This is a genomic window from Streptomyces sp. NPDC127068, from assembly GCF_042724695.1.
In the GTDB taxonomy this organism is placed as follows: Bacteria; Actinomycetota; Actinomycetes; order Streptomycetales; family Streptomycetaceae; genus Streptomyces.
On sequence record NZ_JBHXEN010000003.1, the window covers coordinates 35,641 to 54,323 of the forward strand.

The 18,683-nt window shown below is 70.0% G+C and carries 12 protein-coding genes; 9 read left to right on the top strand and 3 right to left on the bottom strand.

Annotated elements, in window-relative coordinates:
* Positions 1 to 157: 157 nt before the first annotated feature.
* On the bottom strand, positions 158 to 427 hold the full coding sequence (locus tag ACFWIA_RS02240; protein WP_386999535.1) for a helix-turn-helix domain-containing protein: 270 nt from the start codon (positions 425 to 427) through the stop codon (positions 158 to 160).
* On the bottom strand, positions 424 to 1,185 hold the full coding sequence (locus ACFWIA_RS02245) for a hypothetical protein (RefSeq protein ID WP_386999537.1): 762 nt from the start codon (positions 1,183 to 1,185) through the stop codon (positions 424 to 426). The genes ACFWIA_RS02240 and ACFWIA_RS02245 overlap by 4 nt, the downstream gene beginning before the upstream one ends.
* Before the next feature lie 715 nt (positions 1,186 to 1,900).
* Here ACFWIA_RS02245 and ACFWIA_RS02250 point away from each other — a divergent pair.
* A complete protein-coding gene (locus ACFWIA_RS02250; RefSeq protein ID WP_386999539.1) occupies positions 1,901 to 4,624 on the top strand; it encodes a tetratricopeptide repeat protein in 2,724 nt (907 codons plus the stop codon).
* Between the two features lie 29 nt (positions 4,625 to 4,653).
* Here the strand turns inward: ACFWIA_RS02250 and ACFWIA_RS02255 are convergent, their stop codons facing one another.
* On the bottom strand, positions 4,654 to 5,556 hold the full coding sequence (locus ACFWIA_RS02255; RefSeq protein ID WP_386999837.1) for a serine/threonine protein kinase: 903 nt from the start codon (positions 5,554 to 5,556) through the stop codon (positions 4,654 to 4,656).
* Between the two features lie 331 nt (positions 5,557 to 5,887).
* Between ACFWIA_RS02255 and ACFWIA_RS02260 the strand changes: the two genes are divergently transcribed.
* The 8 genes from ACFWIA_RS02260 to ACFWIA_RS02295 all read left to right on the top strand — a co-directional run bounded on the left by ACFWIA_RS02260 (position 5,888) and on the right by ACFWIA_RS02295 (position 18,682).
* The gene (locus ACFWIA_RS02260) at positions 5,888 to 7,162 is read left to right on the top strand and encodes a PD-(D/E)XK nuclease family protein (RefSeq protein WP_386999541.1); all 1,275 of its coding nucleotides are present in this window, start codon (positions 5,888 to 5,890) and stop codon (positions 7,160 to 7,162) included.
* Positions 7,159 to 8,307: a hypothetical protein gene (locus ACFWIA_RS02265; RefSeq protein WP_386999543.1), complete on the top strand. Its 1,149-nt coding sequence runs from the start codon at positions 7,159 to 7,161 to the stop codon at positions 8,305 to 8,307. Before ACFWIA_RS02260 ends, ACFWIA_RS02265 begins: the two co-directional genes overlap by 4 nt.
* Positions 8,300 to 11,842, top strand: a complete 3,543-nt coding sequence (locus ACFWIA_RS02270; protein WP_386999545.1) for a hypothetical protein — start codon at positions 8,300 to 8,302, stop codon at positions 11,840 to 11,842. Before ACFWIA_RS02265 ends, ACFWIA_RS02270 begins: the two co-directional genes overlap by 8 nt.
* 10 nt (positions 11,843 to 11,852) lie before the next feature.
* On the top strand, positions 11,853 to 14,627 hold the full coding sequence (locus ACFWIA_RS02275) for a pPIWI_RE module domain-containing protein (protein ID WP_386999547.1): 2,775 nt from the start codon (positions 11,853 to 11,855) through the stop codon (positions 14,625 to 14,627).
* Positions 14,628 to 14,776: 149 nt separating this feature from the next.
* Entirely contained in the window at positions 14,777 to 14,995 is a 219-nt protein-coding gene (locus ACFWIA_RS02280) for a transposase (RefSeq protein ID WP_386999549.1), read from the top strand.
* 176 nt (positions 14,996 to 15,171) lie between these two features.
* Positions 15,172 to 16,635 carry an ABC transporter ATP-binding protein gene (locus ACFWIA_RS02285; protein ID WP_386999551.1) on the top strand — a complete coding sequence of 488 codons (1,464 nt, stop codon included), beginning with the start codon at positions 15,172 to 15,174 and terminating at the stop codon, positions 16,633 to 16,635.
* Complete coding sequence (locus ACFWIA_RS02290) at positions 16,632 to 16,967, top strand: ATP-binding cassette domain-containing protein (RefSeq protein WP_386999553.1); 336 nt, start codon at positions 16,632 to 16,634, stop codon at positions 16,965 to 16,967. The genes ACFWIA_RS02285 and ACFWIA_RS02290 overlap by 4 nt, the downstream gene beginning before the upstream one ends.
* Entirely contained in the window at positions 16,964 to 18,682 is a 1,719-nt protein-coding gene (locus ACFWIA_RS02295; RefSeq protein WP_386999555.1) for an ABC transporter ATP-binding protein, read from the top strand. The genes ACFWIA_RS02290 and ACFWIA_RS02295 overlap by 4 nt, the downstream gene beginning before the upstream one ends.
* Position 18,683 lies beyond the last annotated feature (1 nt).

An 18,683-nucleotide genomic window follows, 5' to 3' on the forward strand; every position in this document is an offset into this window, starting at 1 on the left:
CGCGGTTGCCCGCCCACCGCGGCGCGGGCCTCTACCCCAACCCCCCCGGGGTGCGGGGGGGGGGGGGGTGTGATGCGCGGGGGCGGGGCGGGGGGGGGTGTGCGCCCGCGGCCCCCCACGGTGGTGGGGGATGTGAGGGCCCCCTCTTCCTTCCTGGTCAGACGCCGGTTCCCGGGCCGTCCGCGTCCAGTTCCACGCTGTACAGCGGACGGTCCTCGATGCCCAGGGCGCGCATCAGCTCGTTGGTCGGAATCCTGTACCTGCTGCCGACGCGGAGGACGGGGCAGGGAAACTCATCCCTGTGGATCAGCCGGTACGCGGTCGTTGAGCCGATCCCGAGCGCTCGGGCCGCCGTCCGCAAGTCCACTGCGACGGGCAGGTCGAACATCTCGGTGAAACTGAGTCGGCCCTTTGCCGGGTCCTTCATGCTCGCCTCCCCGCGGGGCGGACCGGCCTGGTGCCCGCGCGGCGCCTGGACCGTCGCTTCCGGGGGCCGTCGCAGGCCGAACGGTCCCTCGTCTCGTCGTCGGTGTCGGCGAAGGCGCCCTTGCACAGATGATCCGGGCGCACCCGGAAGTGCAGCGGGGCGCGCAACCCCTCCGGGCCATCCGGACGGTCGACCCACACGTCGAGACTCTCCCCGCCCGGAGCGTCCGCCTTCCCGTCGGACGCGGTGAGTGCGCGGTCTTGGGCCGTGGGCTTGACCTGGCTGGAGGGGAGGTCCCGCAGACCGTCGCGGGTGAAGCGCCACGCCTTGGCGCAAGCCGCGTGGACCAGGGAGGAGTCGGAGAGACGGCTGGCGGCGTCCGGGGCGGCCAACTCCTCCAGGAGGGCCAAGACCATCTCGGCCTCGACGTCCGCCCGCTCGGCACGCAGGCGCATGCAGAGGCGCTGGACCGTTCCGGTCAGCCGAGGCAGGACCAGCCAGATCACCAGGAGCTTCCCCGTGCCGTGCGGGGTGACGTCGGTCGGCGCGGTGCGGAGTACCTCTTTCCAGACCGCAGCGGCGAACTGCGGTTCGGAGTCCGGCCCGTACAAGGCCTCGTATGCCTCGGCGGCGGTCAACCGGACCGGCTCCGTCCTCTCGGCATCCGGAGGAACCGTGACGAGGACCGCGTCCCTGACCCGAGGTTCATCGAAGTGTCGACTCACCGAGGCGAACATACTGCTGGAGGGTGGATGCATGACGAGATTTCCTTCCTGGGCTGAGTGCGTCTGAAGGTGCTGGACCGGATGGAGTCGCTGCGGGGTGGTCACACCACCCCGGGAAGGGCGGAAACGGGAAGCAGCCCCAGGCGCCCCACTTTGATGCGTACGTACGCGGTGTTGGTCTTTTCGACCGGAAATCGTCGCCTGGGACCACGAGCGGGTAACAGGTGTGGGCAGGCCGCGAGTTCGCCGGTTCGGAAGGACGGTGGGGCCGGGATGGGGAGGGCGCCCGCCCGGGGGCGGGCACCCTCCAACTTGTGGAGCTCAGGCGGTTTCGGAGGGCGGGGCGTCCGGGGTTTCGGGGCGCGGGGCAGCCGGGGTGGTGCCCTCGGTCCGGTCGGCAGCCCGACGGCGTCGGCTCGGCGGCCAGTCGGGAGACCGGCGCAGGAGGCTCGCCCGACGGTTGCGCTGACGGTTATTCATGGAACCTGTGTTTCCTTCCTGATGGGTCGATGGGTGACTACGCCGACATCTCGCGTTCCTGCGAGCGGCTGGTGCCATCGTGCCCGGGTGCGGAAGGAAGCCGTGGAGCGGAAACTGAGGGAGAACTGAGGCCTGGGGGCGCGAAGGAGCAAGCACGTGTGAAGCGGTACACCGCAGCGCACAGATGAAGGGGGTGTCGTCGAGGGGCCGGACCACAGCTGCCGGTGCGGAGAAGGGAAGTGCTATGGAGGGGCATGTGCTGGGCCCGGTGAGAGCCGAAGGGAGCAGCGGCGGACGGGTCTTCGGAGGCTCGAAGGCAGCCGCGCTGTTCGCCCTCTTGGTGACATCACCGGGCTACCAATGCACAAGGAAGGAGATCGCCGAAGTCCTCTGGGAGGGAGAGGGAAACGCCGACGGCCGGGTGGACCGGGCAGTCTCCGACCTGCGGAAGCAACTGGGCCGAGAGATCGTGCCTCAGGGCAGGTCGGGCTACTGCACGCTCCGTGTCCCGGAGGGCAGCGTCGACTTGCTCCGCTTCCGCGCCGGGGTGGCGAGAGCCGCCGGGCTGAGCCCTCCGGAGCGCTTCGAGCAGCTCGGTGCGGCCCTGGAGGAGTGGCAAGACGACGAGCCATTGCGCGGGTTGACCGAGAGCGGCTTTCAGCTACGGCGGGAGGAGCTGCGGGCGGAGTTGATGGCCGCCGTGTATGCCCGGCTGGACGCCGCCTGGAGGTCCTGGGAGCGGAAATGGCTTCGTGAGGAGACGGAGAAGTGGTTCGAGCGCGCACCGCAACTGCCTCAGATCCTCCAGTTCTACCTGCTCGCTCACGACGACCTGCCGGAGCGTCGGCGTGAACGGCTCATCAAGGAGTGGACGAAGCGCAACGGAAAGCCGGACGTCGACCTGCAGAGCGCCATCGACCACGTCCGGGGAGAGCTCCGGCAACCGGGCAGGTCGTTCCTGCCGCCGGTGCCCGACCAATTGCCCGGTGGTAAGCGCAGGCCCATCGGGCAGGAGCAGCTGATCCGCAGCCTCGTCGAGGTCGTGTGCGAGGAACAGGACGCCGGCAACCTTGCGTTGGTCCTCATCAGCGGCATGGCGGGTGTCGGGAAGAGTACGGTGGCCCACCACCTTGCCCGTCGGCTGCGGGAGCGGTTCCCCGACGGAGTGCTCTACGCAGGGCTGAACGGGTTCGCCGACGGAGACGTGCGGCCCGCCGAACCGGATGAGGTCCTGGACGGGTTCCTGGCCGTGCTGCCGCCCTACGCCACGGTGGTCGGACTGGAGAGCAAGAGCAGTGCGCTGCGATCGGCCTTGTCTCACCGCTCGGTGCTCATTGTCCTCGACGACGCACTCAACGCCCGGCAGGTGCTGCCGCTGCTCCCCACGGACGGTACCTGCGCCGTGATCATCACCAGCCGCAACGACCTCTTGCGCCTCCAGTCCGAGAGGAAGGTGCTGTTCCGGAAGATGGAGCCGCTGCACGAGGCGGACGCCCTGGAGGTGCTCCAGGAGAAGGTATCGAACAAGGACCGGTCGAGATACGCCCAGGCCTTCAGCGATCTGGTCCGCCTCTGCGGCAGGCTGCCGCTGGCCCTGGCCGTGGTGGCCCGACTCCTGGAAGGTGGTGCGCGTCCGCTGCGTACCATCCCCACCCTGGTACGGGAGATGGAGCAGGAGCGCGCGAAGCTGGACACCCTGCACCTGCCGGAACATGAACTGTCGGTCCGTGCGGCGCTGAACTGCTCTGTCCGCGTGCTCGGCGAAGAGGCCCGGTTGCTGCTCTGGCAGCTTGCCGTCCACCCCGGCCCCACCGCCTCGTGGGAGGCGGTGATGGACCTCGGGCGGGTGGTGGGTGAAGGGGCGCGCACCGACCGGGCCTTGGCGGAGCTCGTAGCGGCGAACCTAGTGGAGCTCCAGGACGACCGTTACGGTCTGCACGACCTCGTGCGGGCGTTCGCCCGCCACCACGTGCAGCCAGGGCGGGACGGAGAGACGGTGGACATCGAGCGGGCGACCGTACGGCAGGTGTTGGAACATCAGCTGCACAACGTCCGCGCCTGTGACCGCGTCCTCGACCGTCAGCGCGCCCTGCCCATCGGCGAGCCCGACCGGGTCACGGTCACCGACCCCGCGGAACCAGGACAGGCGATGGCGTTCCTGGACGAGGAGTACGCCGCCGTCCAGCGAGGCATCCGGTTAGCCACCGGTCAGGGGATCAAACGGTATGAATGGCTGCTTTCGATGACCCTGGTTACCTACCAGTGGCGCCGCCACCTCCTCGACGATGCGCTGAAGAACCTCCGGTACGCCGCCGCGGCAGCGGAATCCGCCGCCGCGGCGGTTGATTGCGCCATGGTTCACCGGATGCTGGCAGGAACGCAGTGGCGGCTCGGGATGTACGACGCGGCTGTGGGCAACCTGCGCCGGGCGGTCCTGCTCAGTGAGGGGGACAGCAGCGAGGAAGGCCGACTGAGTCTGGCCCGGTCGCTGCACCGCCTTGGGATCACTCTGCGCAAGCAGGGCGACGGGACGGGGGCGGAGGAAGCGCTAGGCCAGGCACTGGAGTTGTGCCGGGAGGTGTCCGACCCGGTCGGGGAAGCCGCCGTTCTGAACGCCCTCGGGGCGCTCTACCACGACCGGAGCGATCACGAGCAGGCGCTCCGCAGGTGCGCGGACGCCCTGGGGGCGGTGGAGCGCACGGTGGAGCGCAGTGGTTTGGCCGACGTGCTGTTCACCATGGCCAAGGTGCACCTGGCCCGCTCTGAGCGGGACGAGGCCATCTCCCTGTACCGGAGGGCCTGCGACATCTACCGCGAACAGGGGAACTGGCCCAACGAGGACAAGGTGCGACGGCTCTTCGCGGATGTTCTGGTCTCTGCCGGCGAAACGGTCAAGGCGGTGGCGGAGCTGGAGCGGGTCATCGTGCTGCGCGAGCTGATGGGCGGAGCCGGCGTACGGGAGGTCCGGGAGCTGCTGGAGGGATTGAGGTGACCCGCCCCGCCAGCGACCCCCGGCTGCTGTCACAGCCGGGGCGAATGCGTGCGGTAGTACTCGGTCGGGTCGGGGCGCAGCCGCTTCGACGGCCGCCGCGAGCCCAGGCGGGGCAGGTGGGGGCGGAGTTGGTCGAACACCTCACGTACATCCGCCGGGCGGTCCTCCGCCTCCCACCGGACCATCCACAAAGCGAGAGACGCGAACTCCGGGGGGAGTTTGGCAAGCCGGTCCGCCGGCAGCACCGGGCCGTCCCGTTCCGCCCGCTCCTCCAGTCCGCCGTAGGGAAGCCGCATGACGGTCATCTCCAGCAGGATGCAGCCGAGCCCGAAGATGTCCGCCCGCTGCGTCAGACCTGAGGGGCACGCGTCGGACTGCTCTGGGGAGGCCCAGCCGCGCGTGCCGCGCTCGTACTGTGTTCGCTCGCCCGCCACGATCGCGTGGCCCATGTCGATGAGGCGGAGACGGCCGTCCGGTTGAACGATGACGTTCTCCGGTTTGAGATCACAGTGCACCAGACTCCGGGCGTGTACCTCCCACAGAATTTCGCACAGCTGGCCTATGACTGACGCGACGGTTCCAGGATGCCTTACCGGCCGGGCTGCCAGCAGGACCTCTTGCAACTGGCGCCCCTCGACGAATTCCATGACCAGGCATCGGCGCCCCCTGTGCGTCCCGCTGGCGATGATTTCGGGGATGGCCTGAATTCCTGCCAGCAGCGTCATGCGGGAGCCCTCTTCGAGGAGATTCCTGCCGGCCCAGTGGAAGTCGCTCTCGGGGCCGAGGTCCCGGGCCTTCTGGAGCTTCAGCGCCACCCTCTCGCCGCTCCTGCGATCACGGCCAAGGAAGAGGTCTCCTTGGCCGCCGCAACCGACCGTGCCCAGCACTTCGTAGCGCTTCTCCACATCGCCGATCTCCTCGATCTCCCGCATGGTCACCCGTCTTTCCTTTCGCGCAGAGAAGGAGCAGGAAATGTCACAGCCTTGGCTGCCCCCTGACGGGGTGACTCGCACCTCCGCAGTCATCACGGTATCCGCCGGCATGTTCAAGGGAGGAGACTTCCGGTGCCCCGCATCCGACGCCCTCAAGACCCGCGGTTACCACACCGCCGACCCCGTACCGCGCCGCCGAGAGCGATTGGAGCACTTCGCCCTCGGTCCCTTCATGGCCGCTTGCGACGCTCGTTCCAGGCCCTCCGGCAGTCCGCCCCGCCCCCGTTTCGAGCTCCCGCACGACGGTCTGAGGACCTGGTCGGAGCATGGCGTGCGAGCGTACGAAGCGGCCTTCCCCGCCGACCCGGAGCGCCCGCTGAGTGAGGTTCCCGAGCCGTGGGCGTACCGCTACCGGACCTCCGGCCCCGACCCGCGGAACGCCGAGGAGTACCGCTTCACCGTGTGGGGCCGCTGCCTGGCGTCGGCCGACGGGGCCTACCGGGAGATCCGCCTGCCCGTGCACCGTCTCAACCGGGACCTGCCGCCCGACGGGTTCACCGCCGCCGTCGCGCTGGTGCTGGCCGAGGGAGCCCCCGGGCCACCGCCGGAGCACGTACGGATCGTGGAGTTCGCACTGTTCGACGGCCGTACACGCGAGCTCTTCGCCGGCAGCCGGGCGCAGGCGCTCGCCCGGTACCGCGAGCACGGGCCCAACGCGTTGGCCTCCGTACTGGACGGACAGGAGTACCAACCCGGTTCGGCCTGCGGGGGATGCCCCTACCTGTCGGTCTGCCCGGCCCTGCGCGCGGCGCCCGGACTGCTGGGGGTCGAGGCGCGGGACCGGCCGCGTCGCACCTGGTCGGTGACCAACGGGCGCAACTACCGAGCCTGCCCGGCTCGCGATCACATGCGCCGGCTACACCTGCCCGCGGCGGAATCCGTCGAGCGTGAGGTGACGGCCGAGCGTGGCCGGGCCCTGCACGCCTACCTCGCCGACCGGCACGGCCACGGATCGCCTCGACCGTGCACGGTCGAGGTCCCGGAGGATTGGGTTCCGGACGGATTCGACCTGCCCGGCCGCGAACGTACGCTCGGTGCACTCCTGTTGCGACGGCACGCCGCGGTATGCCCGCTGCGGTGCGTCGGGGACGGCACGGACGTACGGACCGAACCCCGGGTGGTGCGGTACGACACCAGCGCCGACGTGGTGGTGATCGCCGCACCCGATCTGCTCTACCGGGACGCACACTCGTGGGTGTGGCGCGAGACCAAGACCTCGGCCACCGACCGGCGGTCGAACCGCCCACTGCTGGAGCTCTACCCCCAATTGGCCCTGGCGGTGGTGCTGATCGCCCGCGGTGACCTGGGCGGTGCCCCGTCCCGTGCTCGGGTCGAGCTGGAAGTACTGCGTCCCGGCGGTGCCGACCTGGAGATCATCGACCCCTTCGCCTCCGCCAATCGGGACGCGGCGGAGGGAGTCCTGCGGGCCATGGTGGCCGACTGGCACGGGGACGACCACTACGCGGCCCTGCCCGGACTTTCCTGCGGGCGGTGCGAAATGGCCCGCTGGTGCTCAGCGTCGCCGACTTCCGAGGCTGCGGCGTGAGGGCGGGGGAGGCCCTCCGGGGTGACGGGCCGGACACCGGGGTGGCGCCGGAGGGCATGGTGGGGATCGATCTGTTCTGCGAGCTCGCCCGCATGGTGGCGGCCCTCGCCGAGATCCAGGGACTCCGCTCGTTCGCCCTGCCCTACCCGGGCTTCGCCCAGCGTGCCCTGGACCGCATGGTGATGCACTGCCTCGACACCGGGGAGGAACCGCCGAAGAGCCTGCCGGAGTTGTGGGAGTGGTGTCGGACCAGGCCGGCCGACGATGCGCTCTTCGCGGTTCCCGCCTCCCGGGTCACCCCGGGCGCGACGCTGGTGCACCCGGTCAGCCGGATGCCGACCCGGTCGTGCCTCGAAGTCGCCTCGTACGGGCCGGACGGGGGCGTGGCGGCGCACGCCCGCACGCTCCTGGTCGACCTGGAGGCGCGGTGTGGAGCGGGCGAGCGCTACGGGCAGTGCCGGAGGTTCCTGGCCCGTCACCCAGTGGTCCACCAGCAGGACCGCTTCGGACCCGGCTGGAGCAATGCCGTGTGGAGCCGGGTCAAGGAGCTCTACCGGCCGCTGCCCGAATCCCTGCTCGTCGACGGCGTCCTCCTGCGCTGCCCCTCATGCGGGCTGCCGGCGTTGCCCCGGGAACAGGCCGCGCCCCTACCCGGGCCGTACGCCGACAGCAGGGACATCTGGTGTGAGGGAGAGGAATGTCCGCATGACGGCCCTCCGGAACTGCTCCGTGAGCCGGATCAGACGTGGATCCTGCGGCGCTCGTTGCGAGTGTTCCTCGCACTGCCGCACCTGACCGAAGAAGCAGTCCTGGACGAACTGGATCACGCCCGAATCGGCTATGAGCTCGTACCGGGTTCGCTGTGCGCCTACCGGCTGAGGGACACCGGTCCCGAAGTCCTCGGCATCCAGGTGTACGACCGCTTGCAACCGGCCCTCCTCGCTGCCCATCTCACCGACGGCGCACCACTCGCGGACCACACCCTCGTCGTGGTCCCCGAGGCGCTCGCCGAGCGGGACGGCTACCGGGAGGCCTTCACCGAAGCCCTTCCCGTTTCTCTGCGGGAACGGCTGGTGCTCACCACACCCGTGGGCCTCGTGCCCGATCTGGGCCCGGCCCAGCGAGAGGAGAGAGACGATGCGTAGCATCGCCCCGCCCTTGACCGACGTACTCCGCTCACTTCAGGGGTTCTTGGGGCCGTCCGTCCCCAAGCCCGCGCTGGAAGCCCTCTGCCAGGTGGAACTCGGTCTGTACCTCCAGCAGAAACTCATGCCGGGCAGCCCCGCAGGAAGCGCCTGGGTGCTGTTCAGCGGATACGGGTTCGCCGAGGCGTACGGAGTGCCGCTGCCGCCGGACATCACGAAGACGTTGCGTGTCGCCCGGTACTCGCTATGGACGCTGCGCAGGAGCCGTACCTGGCGCGAGGCGTTGGAGAGCTACCAGCTGCTCGCCCCCAGGGTACGCGGGTACGACGTACCGGACACCGAGGCGCCCGCCATCCGCCGCGAACTCTCCGTCGCCGGCGACCGTTTCCCCGTCTACGAGCAGCTGCTGCGTGCAGCGCCACCGCTCGCAGGCAAGCCCATGGCGGTCGCGGGACAGGGCCCACACGCCTTTCCCGTCAGCCGCACCATGGCCGTCGTCGATCTGCCACCCGTTCCCCACACCCCTCTCGTCGCCCATGACTTGACCCTGGAACCGGTCGGTGGCGGAGAGCCCCTGGTCTTCACCGGGAAGGGCTTGGAGCACACCGCGGCCGAGATGGACGCCACGTACGCCCGCTCCAGCGGGGAAAGGCCGCCGCGCTGGTTGGAGCGGCTGCGGGCCTTCGATCTGTCCACCAAGGAGAACGGCACGTTCCGCAAGGCCGACAAGGGCGAGGACTTCACGTTCACGGTCGACGGGATCCAGCACCTGCTCGGTATCGTCGGCGCGGGCAAGAGCACGCTGCGTGACATCATCGCCGTCCACCTCGCCAAACTCGGTAAACGCACCACCATCGTGGTCACCGACGTCGCGGAGGTGCTGAAGCTCGTCCGGCTCTACAACCTCTACACCGATGGAGCCGCCGCGCCCGTGCTCGGTTCCTCTGGTCGGGAGCGACACGCCCAGCGGCTGCACCGTCGGCTGGCGGGACGCGGCGAGCACCGCCTACTCGCCCACGAGAACCCAGCCTTCGCCTACCTCGGGACCTCCTGTGTGTTGAACGTCAGACGGCGGATCGCCACGCCGCTGGCCGCCGAGCCGGTCGCCTTCGGCGAGGCCCCCTGCTCCCGGCTCCGGCCACCGTCGGACCCGCGGCGCACCCAGGGCGGACGGGCGTCCGCATGGCAGAAGAGGGTGACCAGCTGCCCGTACTGGTCCGCGTGCCCCCGACACCATGGAGCCCGGGCCCTGGTCGGCGCCCTGATCTGGGTTGCCACGCCGGCCGGACTGATCGATGCCTCGCCGCCCCGGCCTCAGAACGGTGAACGCATCCGCTACCTCGAACTGGCCTGCTGCCGCAGCGATCTCGTGATCATCGACGAGGCCGACCGCGTGCAAATGCAGCTCGACCAGACCTTTGCGCCTGCTGTCGTTCTCGCCAGCGACGAGGACAAGGGCCTCATCGACCAGCTGAGTCGGCACAAGATTCGGGAACTCGCGGCGAGCGGGCGCACCCAGCTCTCCGAACGGGACGTGGAGACCTTCGCCGCAGCCCTCAACACCGCTGGATCGGCCACGGACCGGCTGTACGCGATGCTCGTCGCCGGGTACGAGCTGCGCAACTGGGTGAGGGCGGGGTACTTCAGCGCCTGGACGCTCCAGCTCGGGCTGCTCGACGAACGCTACGAGCTCCCCGAGGGCAGTGGGGCGGAGCACAAGAACCACGCCCCCAGGGAAGCCCTGGGCAAGCTTCTCGACGCCTTCCGGGACAACCCCTTCGGTGACCGCCGTCGTAGGACGGAAGAGGACTTCAGCCATCTGACCGCGTTGCTCAACGAACTGCTCCACACCGGCAATCCGGAGAACACCCGACGCCATCTGACAGAGGTCATGGACGAGGTCTTCCATCTGGACCCGGAGTACATGGCCGCACGGCAACACGAATACAAGGAGAAGTACGAGGAGTGGCAGCGCCAGGAGGAGCATCGGCAGCAGAAGCGCGGGCCTCATCGGAAGGGCAAGCCACCGCCCCAGAGCCCCGAGCAGTGGCGGGAAGAACTGGCCGAGCGCTTCGAGTTCACGCTGCTGCTGAGCGCCCTGGAACCCAGGCTTGCCATGATCAACGCCATGTGGCCCCGTGTCGAGGCCGCCCTCAGCCTGGGCTACAACACGATGTACCGTCGGCCGCTCGACTACGGTCCGATGGTGCCCGAGGCCCCGATGGGCAACGTACTCGGCTTTCAGTTCCGGGTCCCCGGCAAGGACGAGGGCGGAGTCCGCAGCGGCGAACTGACCTTCTTCCGCTGTAGCGGCGTCGGCCGAGAACTGCTGCGTGCCATGCCCCACCTCGCCTCCGTCGACGGCAGGCCGGGTGCCCACCTGCTGCTCATGTCCGGCAGCAGCTGGGCAGGCGCGTCCAGCCGCTATCACGTCTGCGTGCCGGTCGGCGTGATCATCGAGCCGCCGGCCGAGGTGACCGCACGGATCGCGGACGAGAGCCTGATGCGCTTCGAGTTCATCGACGACGGCGACGAGAAGCTGCGCCTGTCGGGAACCCACCCGGACGACCGGCCCGAGAAGCTGCGCCGCATCGCCACCCACCTCGGCGCGGGCGAGGAGGAAGCCCTTGAAGGGGGCCCGTTGGAGCAGGAGTTGCTGTCCCTCCCCCCAGGGCGCGACCAGATCCTCCTGTTGGTCGGTAGCTACGCCGAGGCGCGCATCGTGGCCGACACCCTGCACAACCTCAACTCCCGTTGGCGTGACAGCGTGCTGTGTCTGGTGTCGGACGACGAGGAGATCGCCCCGGAGGACGAGGCACCATCCGCCTACCGCGCTCGGTCGCTGCGCCGGAGTGACGTCGAGCACCTGAAGGACCTCGACGCGGACATCCTCGTGGCACCCCTGCTGGCCGTGGAGCGGGGCCACAACATCCTCAACGACAACGACGAAGCGGCCATCGGCACGGTCTACTTCCTGGCACGGCCCAATCCGCACCCCGAGGACCTGTCCCTTGCCGTCCACGCCGTCAACGACTGGATCGTCCGCGCCATCACCAGCGGTGACTTCGCCACCTGGGTACGAGTACACGCCACCGTCGAGGAAGGCGCGGACGAGGTCCGCCGCCTCGCCCGTTCGCGCTGGTACCAGGTGCTCGCCCGCTCGATGGCGTGGAGCCGCCTCGGCAACGAGGAACGGGAACAGGTCACCTGGGACATGCTGGTCCTGATGTGGCAGGTGATCGGGAGGCTGGTGCGCGGAGGCGTGCCGGCCCGGGTGGTCTTCGTTGACGCCGCCTTCGCCCCGAACCGAGGGGCCGTACCGGCACGCCTCGACGATCCTGAGTCCAGCCTGCTGCACAGCGTGCTCGACGTCCTGGACCCGTACTTCGACGGCGGCACGAAGAACGCGGAGGAGCAATTCATCGTCCGCGCCCTGTACGAACCCCTCTGGCGCATGCTCACCCGCTTGCTCACCCCGGATCCCACCCCGGATCCCACCCCGACTCAGCTGCAAGGGCCTTCCTCCCTCTGCTAGGAGGCACTTCATGTACCACACCATTCGTGTCGCGGCCTATGAACCCGACCCGTTCGCTGAACCGTGGCGGGAGGACATGCAGGTGCTCCGGCTCGGCGAGGACCTGCACACGGAACTCACCCGGATACACACCGAGGCCGGAAAGGACTCCGTCCGCCCCGACCGGCTCCCGGTACGCAGGCTCAACTCCCTGCTCCACGCCATGGCCCCCGGGGTCATCGCGACCGGCCGCAACGCGGGAACGGAAGGCCGGCTGCCGTGGCTCTACGCACGGGAAGCCGTCCCGCCGGAGGTGCTGGCTCCGGTGATCGGCACCTGGGCGGCGGGCATGCACCGGGAGGAGGACGACGCCGAGGGCGTCGATCTGGAGGAGAGGCTCCGCTCCGAGGATCCGGCCACCGCCGTGCCGCTTCCGCACTGGGAGAACGAATCGGTCGACCTCACCGAGACCGTGACCTCGGCAGGCGGTACCGCCGAACCCGCCGCACGGCTCTACAGCCTGTTGCCCGAATGGATCGCCTTCCGGCTGGCCGCCCGTACGTTCCGCACCGGGGGCAGCACGCTCCACTTCCGCGTCGAGAGTGCGGGCAACGGTGCGCGGCTTGTTTCCTGGCCGCCGCAGCGGTACGAGCGCCGCGGACGAACCTGGTACTACTCGGCCTGCCTCAACATCACCGTCCACACCGTGCCGTTCACCCCCCGGTTCCGTGTCCATGTGTCCACCCAGGTACGACGGTGGGCCACCCGGCTGGACGTACGCCCCCACCAGCTCGGCGGGGCGACGGTCCTCCTCGACGCTCCGCTCCCGTGGCCGGGAGGACCGGATCGGGGCCACCGGCTGATGGTGAACACCCTCGGCTACGACCGGCGGCTCAAGGAACTGGCCTGGCGCCACCACAGCCCCGCACCGCTTGCACCCAAGCTGGATATTGTGCGCAAGTATCCCGAACCTGCAACGCTCTTCGCTGATCCGGAACGTTGGATCAACGGATTCGGGAACGTGGCAGCGGGCATCGTCTACCACCCGTCGATCGGCCCGCACCAGGTCGGGCCCGGGCTCATGCCGCGGGAGCGGGCGGAACTGGACTCCTGGGTTGAGGAAGGGTTGTGCCCCCTTCTGGCTCGGGTCCCCGACCTCACAAGGGTCACCCGCAGCAACACCCCTTCGCTGCTGCCCCGTTCGGGTGTGAGAAGTGGACCGGGCGTCCGGGACGCGCAGTTGGCCCTGCAACGGCGCTCAGCGCTGGCGCGCGCACTGAACGGTCGCCCCCTGGAGGTCGAGGTCTTCTGGCAGGCCCCGGAGACCCGTGCCGCGATCCTCGCGGAGCTGCCGAAACTCATCGGGCTCCCGCCCGGCGAGAAGGTGGGACCGGCCGACGACGACACCTGGCAGTGGCGGGGCGAGGGAGTCGAGATCCGCGTACGCGCCCGGCCTGCCGGGCCCCTCGCCGACGCCCTGCCGGTCTCTCGTGAGCGCAGGCGCCCCAGGACTGTTCGGCTGGCCGAAGCCATCGAGGGGCGTTGCCGGCTCATCGCGGACGGGACGGTCGGCCGACCCGACGGGCTTGGTGTCGTGATCGCGGAGATCGCTAGTAGGGAGCGCTTCGCCGCCGTGGCCGACTCTGACCCCAAGCACGCGTTGCGCATCGCCTGGGCGCGGCAGGGTCGGCTCAGCCAGTTCGTCAACCTTCCCGACGATACCGAGAGCGGCCTGGAGCACCGGGCCAGGTGGACCTGGCTGGACGCCTTCCGGCAGCTCGGCGCGATCAGCCCGCCCGCTCACCGGGTGGGAGCAGGAATCCCTGGGGACCTGCAGTACGTGGCACTCTGGCTCGTACGCCACACCAGGAAGGGGCCCACACGGTGCCCCGTCCGCCGGCTGGTCGCGGTGCGGGTCCGCCCGGGGGACGGGCCGGGGGACGGGCCGGGCGTCATCGACGGCTGGGACACCGAGCGCGCCGAATGGGTGCCGTACCCGAAGCTGTTGCTGATGCTCTCCCGGGCAGTGGAACCGGTGGCGGGGGAGAGCGCGGAACCGGGAGGTCCTGACGATAGCGCGGCCGCCCGGGGAAGGCTTCGGCCGGCCGCCCGCCCGGGTGTGGAGCAGCACAGGCAGAGGGAGACCGAGCGGCAGATCCGCGCGCTGCTCTTCCAGCTCCGCGACCGCCCGACGCTCCTGCTGGCGGACGCCGGCAATCTGCGCCAGTGCTGGCCCGGCCTGCGCAACGGCGAACTGGACCGTGACATGCTCGGCTTCGGCGTCGAACCCGCCCAGCGCCACACGCTCTACGGAGACGATCTGCGGGTGGTGCTCGTACGGGACGCCAACGGGCGGGAGGAAGTGGCTGAATGGTACGCCCACGACGCCAAGGACAGGGTCGGCTTCGCCGAGGGAGTGTGGGGGAGGGCGGAGACGGAGAGCCGTGTCTTCGCAAGCACGGCCTCGACCCCGCATACGGTGGCGAAACTGCCGAAGGGGCTCATGAAGCTGGCGCCTACGGCGCAGGGCCGGACAGCACCCGGGAAGACCGCCTGGAACCCGGGACAGCTGGAGATCACCGTGCTTGGCTGCCTGTCGGAGAAGGCGCTGGCGGACTCGGGGCGTGAAGGGGATCTCCCCGACCGGCCAGCCGAGTGGGCGACGCTCACACACCAGCTGCGCTACCACGACGACTATCCACCGCTCGCCCGGCCGCTCCCGCTGCACCTGGCGCGTCTCGCCGGTCAGTACGTGCTTCCGGTCGCCAGAGCGAGGGAGGAGGGGAACCTGTCATCCGCTCCGTGAGCCAGGCTCGGGTGCTCTCTCGTGGACGCCCGTGGCCTCTCTGATGGCCCTTGTTCGGAGGGTGGATCTGCTGCGAGCCCTGCTTGGTGGCCGGCACGAACTGACGGACTTCCGGCGGGGGCTGATCGCGCCGTTGCTGCCCGGGGTGGGTGTGCCGGGCGGGTGCTGGGCGGATCACCGGACGGTGGTCAACGGGGTTCGGTACCGCACGCGGACGGAGATTCCGTGACCTGCTCGAACGATACGGTCCCTGGCGGACTGCGTACGAACGCCACCGTCGCTGGTCGGTCGATGGGACGTGGGCGGTCATCCTTCACGCGCTGCAGACCGGGTCCGACATCACGGATGCCGATAGAGAAAGCACTTGATGTCCATCCCTCGCGACAGGTACGGCAAACGCGACTACATCTTCCACGGTGTCCTGGCCGCCGCGGTCATCGTGATCTGGCTGCGTGGCATCGCCAAAGAGCCACGGGCCAAGACCTAGTTGAGGGGATGGGCAACCGAGTACAGTCATTTTCGTACGCGTACGACGGGAGGGGTGATGAACGCGATCGACGCTGTTGGGGCGGGGGAGCGGCCCACGCCGACGTCCGGCTCCGGTTCCGGCTCTGCCGGGGAGCAGAGCCTGTCGGGACTGCTACGTCCCCATGTACCGAGCTTCGCGGCCGTGGCGATCCTTCAGGCGGTGGGCGCCCTCGCGGGATTGGTGCCGCTGCTGGCGGTCGTCGAACTGGGTCGCACCCTGCTGGCGCCGGGCCCGATCGATGGGGACCACGTCCGGTGGACGGTGACCGCGGGTGCGGCCGGCCTGTTCGTGCGGCTGCTGTGCACGGCCGCGTCCTCGGGACTCGGGCACGTGCTCGACGGCCGGGTACAGCTCACGTTCCGCCGACAACTGGCCGCGCGGCTGAGCCGCGTGCCGATCGGCTGGTTCGCCCGGCGCAGGACCGGCGAGCTGGCCAAGGTGGTGGGGGAGGACGTGAGCGCCGTGCACCCCCTCGTCGCCCACGCGCCCGGTGAACTCGTCTCCGCGTTCGTGGTGCCCCTGGTCTCGCTGGTCTACCTGTTCACCATCGACTGGCGGCTGACGCTGATCACGCTGATCCCGGTGGTGACGGCCGTCGCACTGGTCCCGCTGCTGATGCTTCCCGCCAGGACGCGCGAGCAGAAGGAGTTCGATGCGGCCATGGGACGGATCGCGAGTTCCGTCGTCGAGTTCGTGCGGGGCATCTCGGTGGTCAAGGCGTTCGGCGGCTCCGAGCGCGCCCACGGGACGTTCCGCACCGCCGCGGACGACTTCGTCAGCACCTTCTCCCGGTGGGTGCGCGGCATGTCCCTCGTCGCCGCCGGGATGCAACTGGTGCTGTCACCGCCGTTCGTGCTGCTCGTCGTCCTGATCGGCGGTACGCCCCTGATCACCTCAGGGAGCCTGGCCCCGGCCGACCTGCTGCCCTTCCTGCTGCTGGGCCTGGGGCTCACCGCGCCGGTGGCGGCACTCGGCCACGGCTTCGACGACGTGCAGGCCGCCGGTCGCGCGCTCGGTCGGATCAGGGACGTGCTCGCCGTCGAGCCGCTGCCGGAGCCCGCGCACCCGGTGACGCCCCAGGGGCACCGGCTGGAACTACGGGACGTCCGCTTCGGCTACGACGACGATCGCGAGGTGCTGCGCGGAATCGACCTGGTGCTCGAACCGGGCACGTTCACCGCGGTCGTCGGGCCGTCCGGTGGCGGGAAGTCGACGTTGGTGCAGTTGCTGCCGCGGTTCTTCGACCCGACCCACGGCTCGGTCGTCCTGGGCGGTGTCGATCTGCGTGAGATCGGGAGCCGGCAGCTCTCCCGCACGATCTCCTTCGTCTTCCAGGACGTCCGCCTGTTACGCGCCTCGGTCGCGGACAACATCGCGCTGGCGGTGCCGCACGCCGCACACGACGACGTGGTGCGCGCGGCCCGGCTGGCGCACGTCCATGACCGGATACTCGAACTGCCGGACGGAACGAAACGGTGATCGGTGAGGACGTCGGACTGTCGGGTGGCGAGGCCCAGCGGATCTCCCTCGCCCGCGCACTGCTGGCCGACACGCCCGTCCTGGTGCTCGACGAGGCGACCGCCTTCGCGGACCCGCAAACCGAACGGGCGATCCGACGGGCCCTGGCGACGCGGGGCGGCGAACGGACGCTCATGGTCATCGCCCACCGCCTGGAAACGGTCGCCGACGCCGACACCGTCGTGATGCTGGAGAACGGGTCGATCGTCGAGCACGGCGAACCCGCCGAACTGTTGGCGCGGGACGGAGAGTTCGCCGCATTCTGGCGATCCCAGGGAGGCGAGCCCCGATGATCAGAACGCTGCTGCGCGTGCTCGGACCCGAGTACGCCCACGCGATGCGCCGCACCGTGGTCCTGATGACGACCACCGCGGTGGTGGAGGGCCTCTCCTACGCGCTACTGGTGCCGGTGCTGCGCGAACTCTTCGGCAGCACGCCCGACGACGCCGTGCCGTGGCTGATCGCGTTCGGGGCGGCGGTCGCGGTGTACGCCGTGCTGCGCTACGTCAGCGACCTGTCCGGCATGCGCGTCGGGACGACGATGTTGCACGGCATGTACCACCGGCTGGGCGAGCACCTGGCCCGGCTGCCCATCGGCTGGTACGACGCCGGCCGGGTCGGCGAGGTGTCCGTCATGGCCAGCCGCGGCCTGCTCCAGGCGATGGGCGTGGCCGCGCACCTCCTGGCACCGTTCGTCTCCGCCCTGGTGACACCCCTGACGATCGTCGCCGTGATGATCGCCTTCAACTGGCAGCTGGGGTTGGCCGCGCTGCTCGCCGCTCCCCTCGTGGCGGCGGTCCAGACCCGGACCGCACGCGCGCTGGCCGGCATCGACGCGGAGCGGCACGCACGTGACAGGGAGGCGTCGGACCGCGTCATCGAGTTCCTCCAGGTCCAACCGGTGCTGCGGGCCGGCGACCGGACCGGGGAACGCTTCGCACTGCTCGACGACTCGTTGCAGGAGGTCCAGCGGGCGTCCCGCCGAACCGTGCGGGCGATGCTGCCCGGCGCGGTGGGCCTGACGCTCACGGTGCAGGTGGGCTTCACCGTGCTGCTGGCCCTGGGTGCTTCCCTCGCACTCGGCGGGAGCGTCGGCGCGGCGGAGGTCCTGACGATCCTGGTGCTCGCCGCCCGCTGCGCCGACCCGCTGCTGTCACTGTCGGACCTGGGTGGCGAACTGCGCGGCGCACGCTCCGAGTTGGCGAGACTGGACCAAGTCCTGCGCACCGAGCCGCTGCCGGAACCCCGCGAACCCGTCCAGCCGGTCCGCCACGACCTGGCGTTCGAGTCGGTCACCTTCCGGCACGGCGAACGCACGGTGTTCGACGAGGTGTCGTTCTCCGTGCCCCGAGGACAGCGGCTCGCCGTCGTCGGACCGTCGGGCGCCGGCAAGAGCACACTGTTGCAGTTGCTCGCGCGGTTCCACGACGTGGACGGGGGCGCGGTACGCATGGGCGGCGTGGACGTGCGCGAGATCCACACGGAGGTGCTGATGGCGCAGATCGCCATCGTCTTCCAGGACGTGTACCTCTTCGACGGCACCATCGAGCAGAACGTGCGCCTCGGCCGTCCCGACGCTGACGAAGCCGATGTCCGGGCGGCGGCGACCGCGGCACGGCTGGACGAGGTGATCGAGCGACTGCCCGGGGGATGGGCGGCGGACGTCGGCGAGGGCGGGGCACTGCTGTCGGGTGGTGAACGTCAGCGCGTCTCGATCGCGCGGGCGCTGCTGAAGGACGCGCCCGTCGTCCTGTTGGACGAGGTGACCTCCGCCCTCGACCCGGTCAACGAGGCGGCCGTCCACGAGGGCGTCGAACGCCTGATGGCCGGGCGGACCGTGGTGACGGTCGCGCACCGGATGCGGACCGTGCAACGCGCTGACCACGTGCTCTTCCTGGAAGGCGGCCGTATCGTGGAGGAAGGCAGCCACGACGAACTCCTGCGCCGAAGCGGCCGTTACGCCGACTTCTGGAACATGTCCATGGCGCCGCCGGTGGCGAGCGAATGAC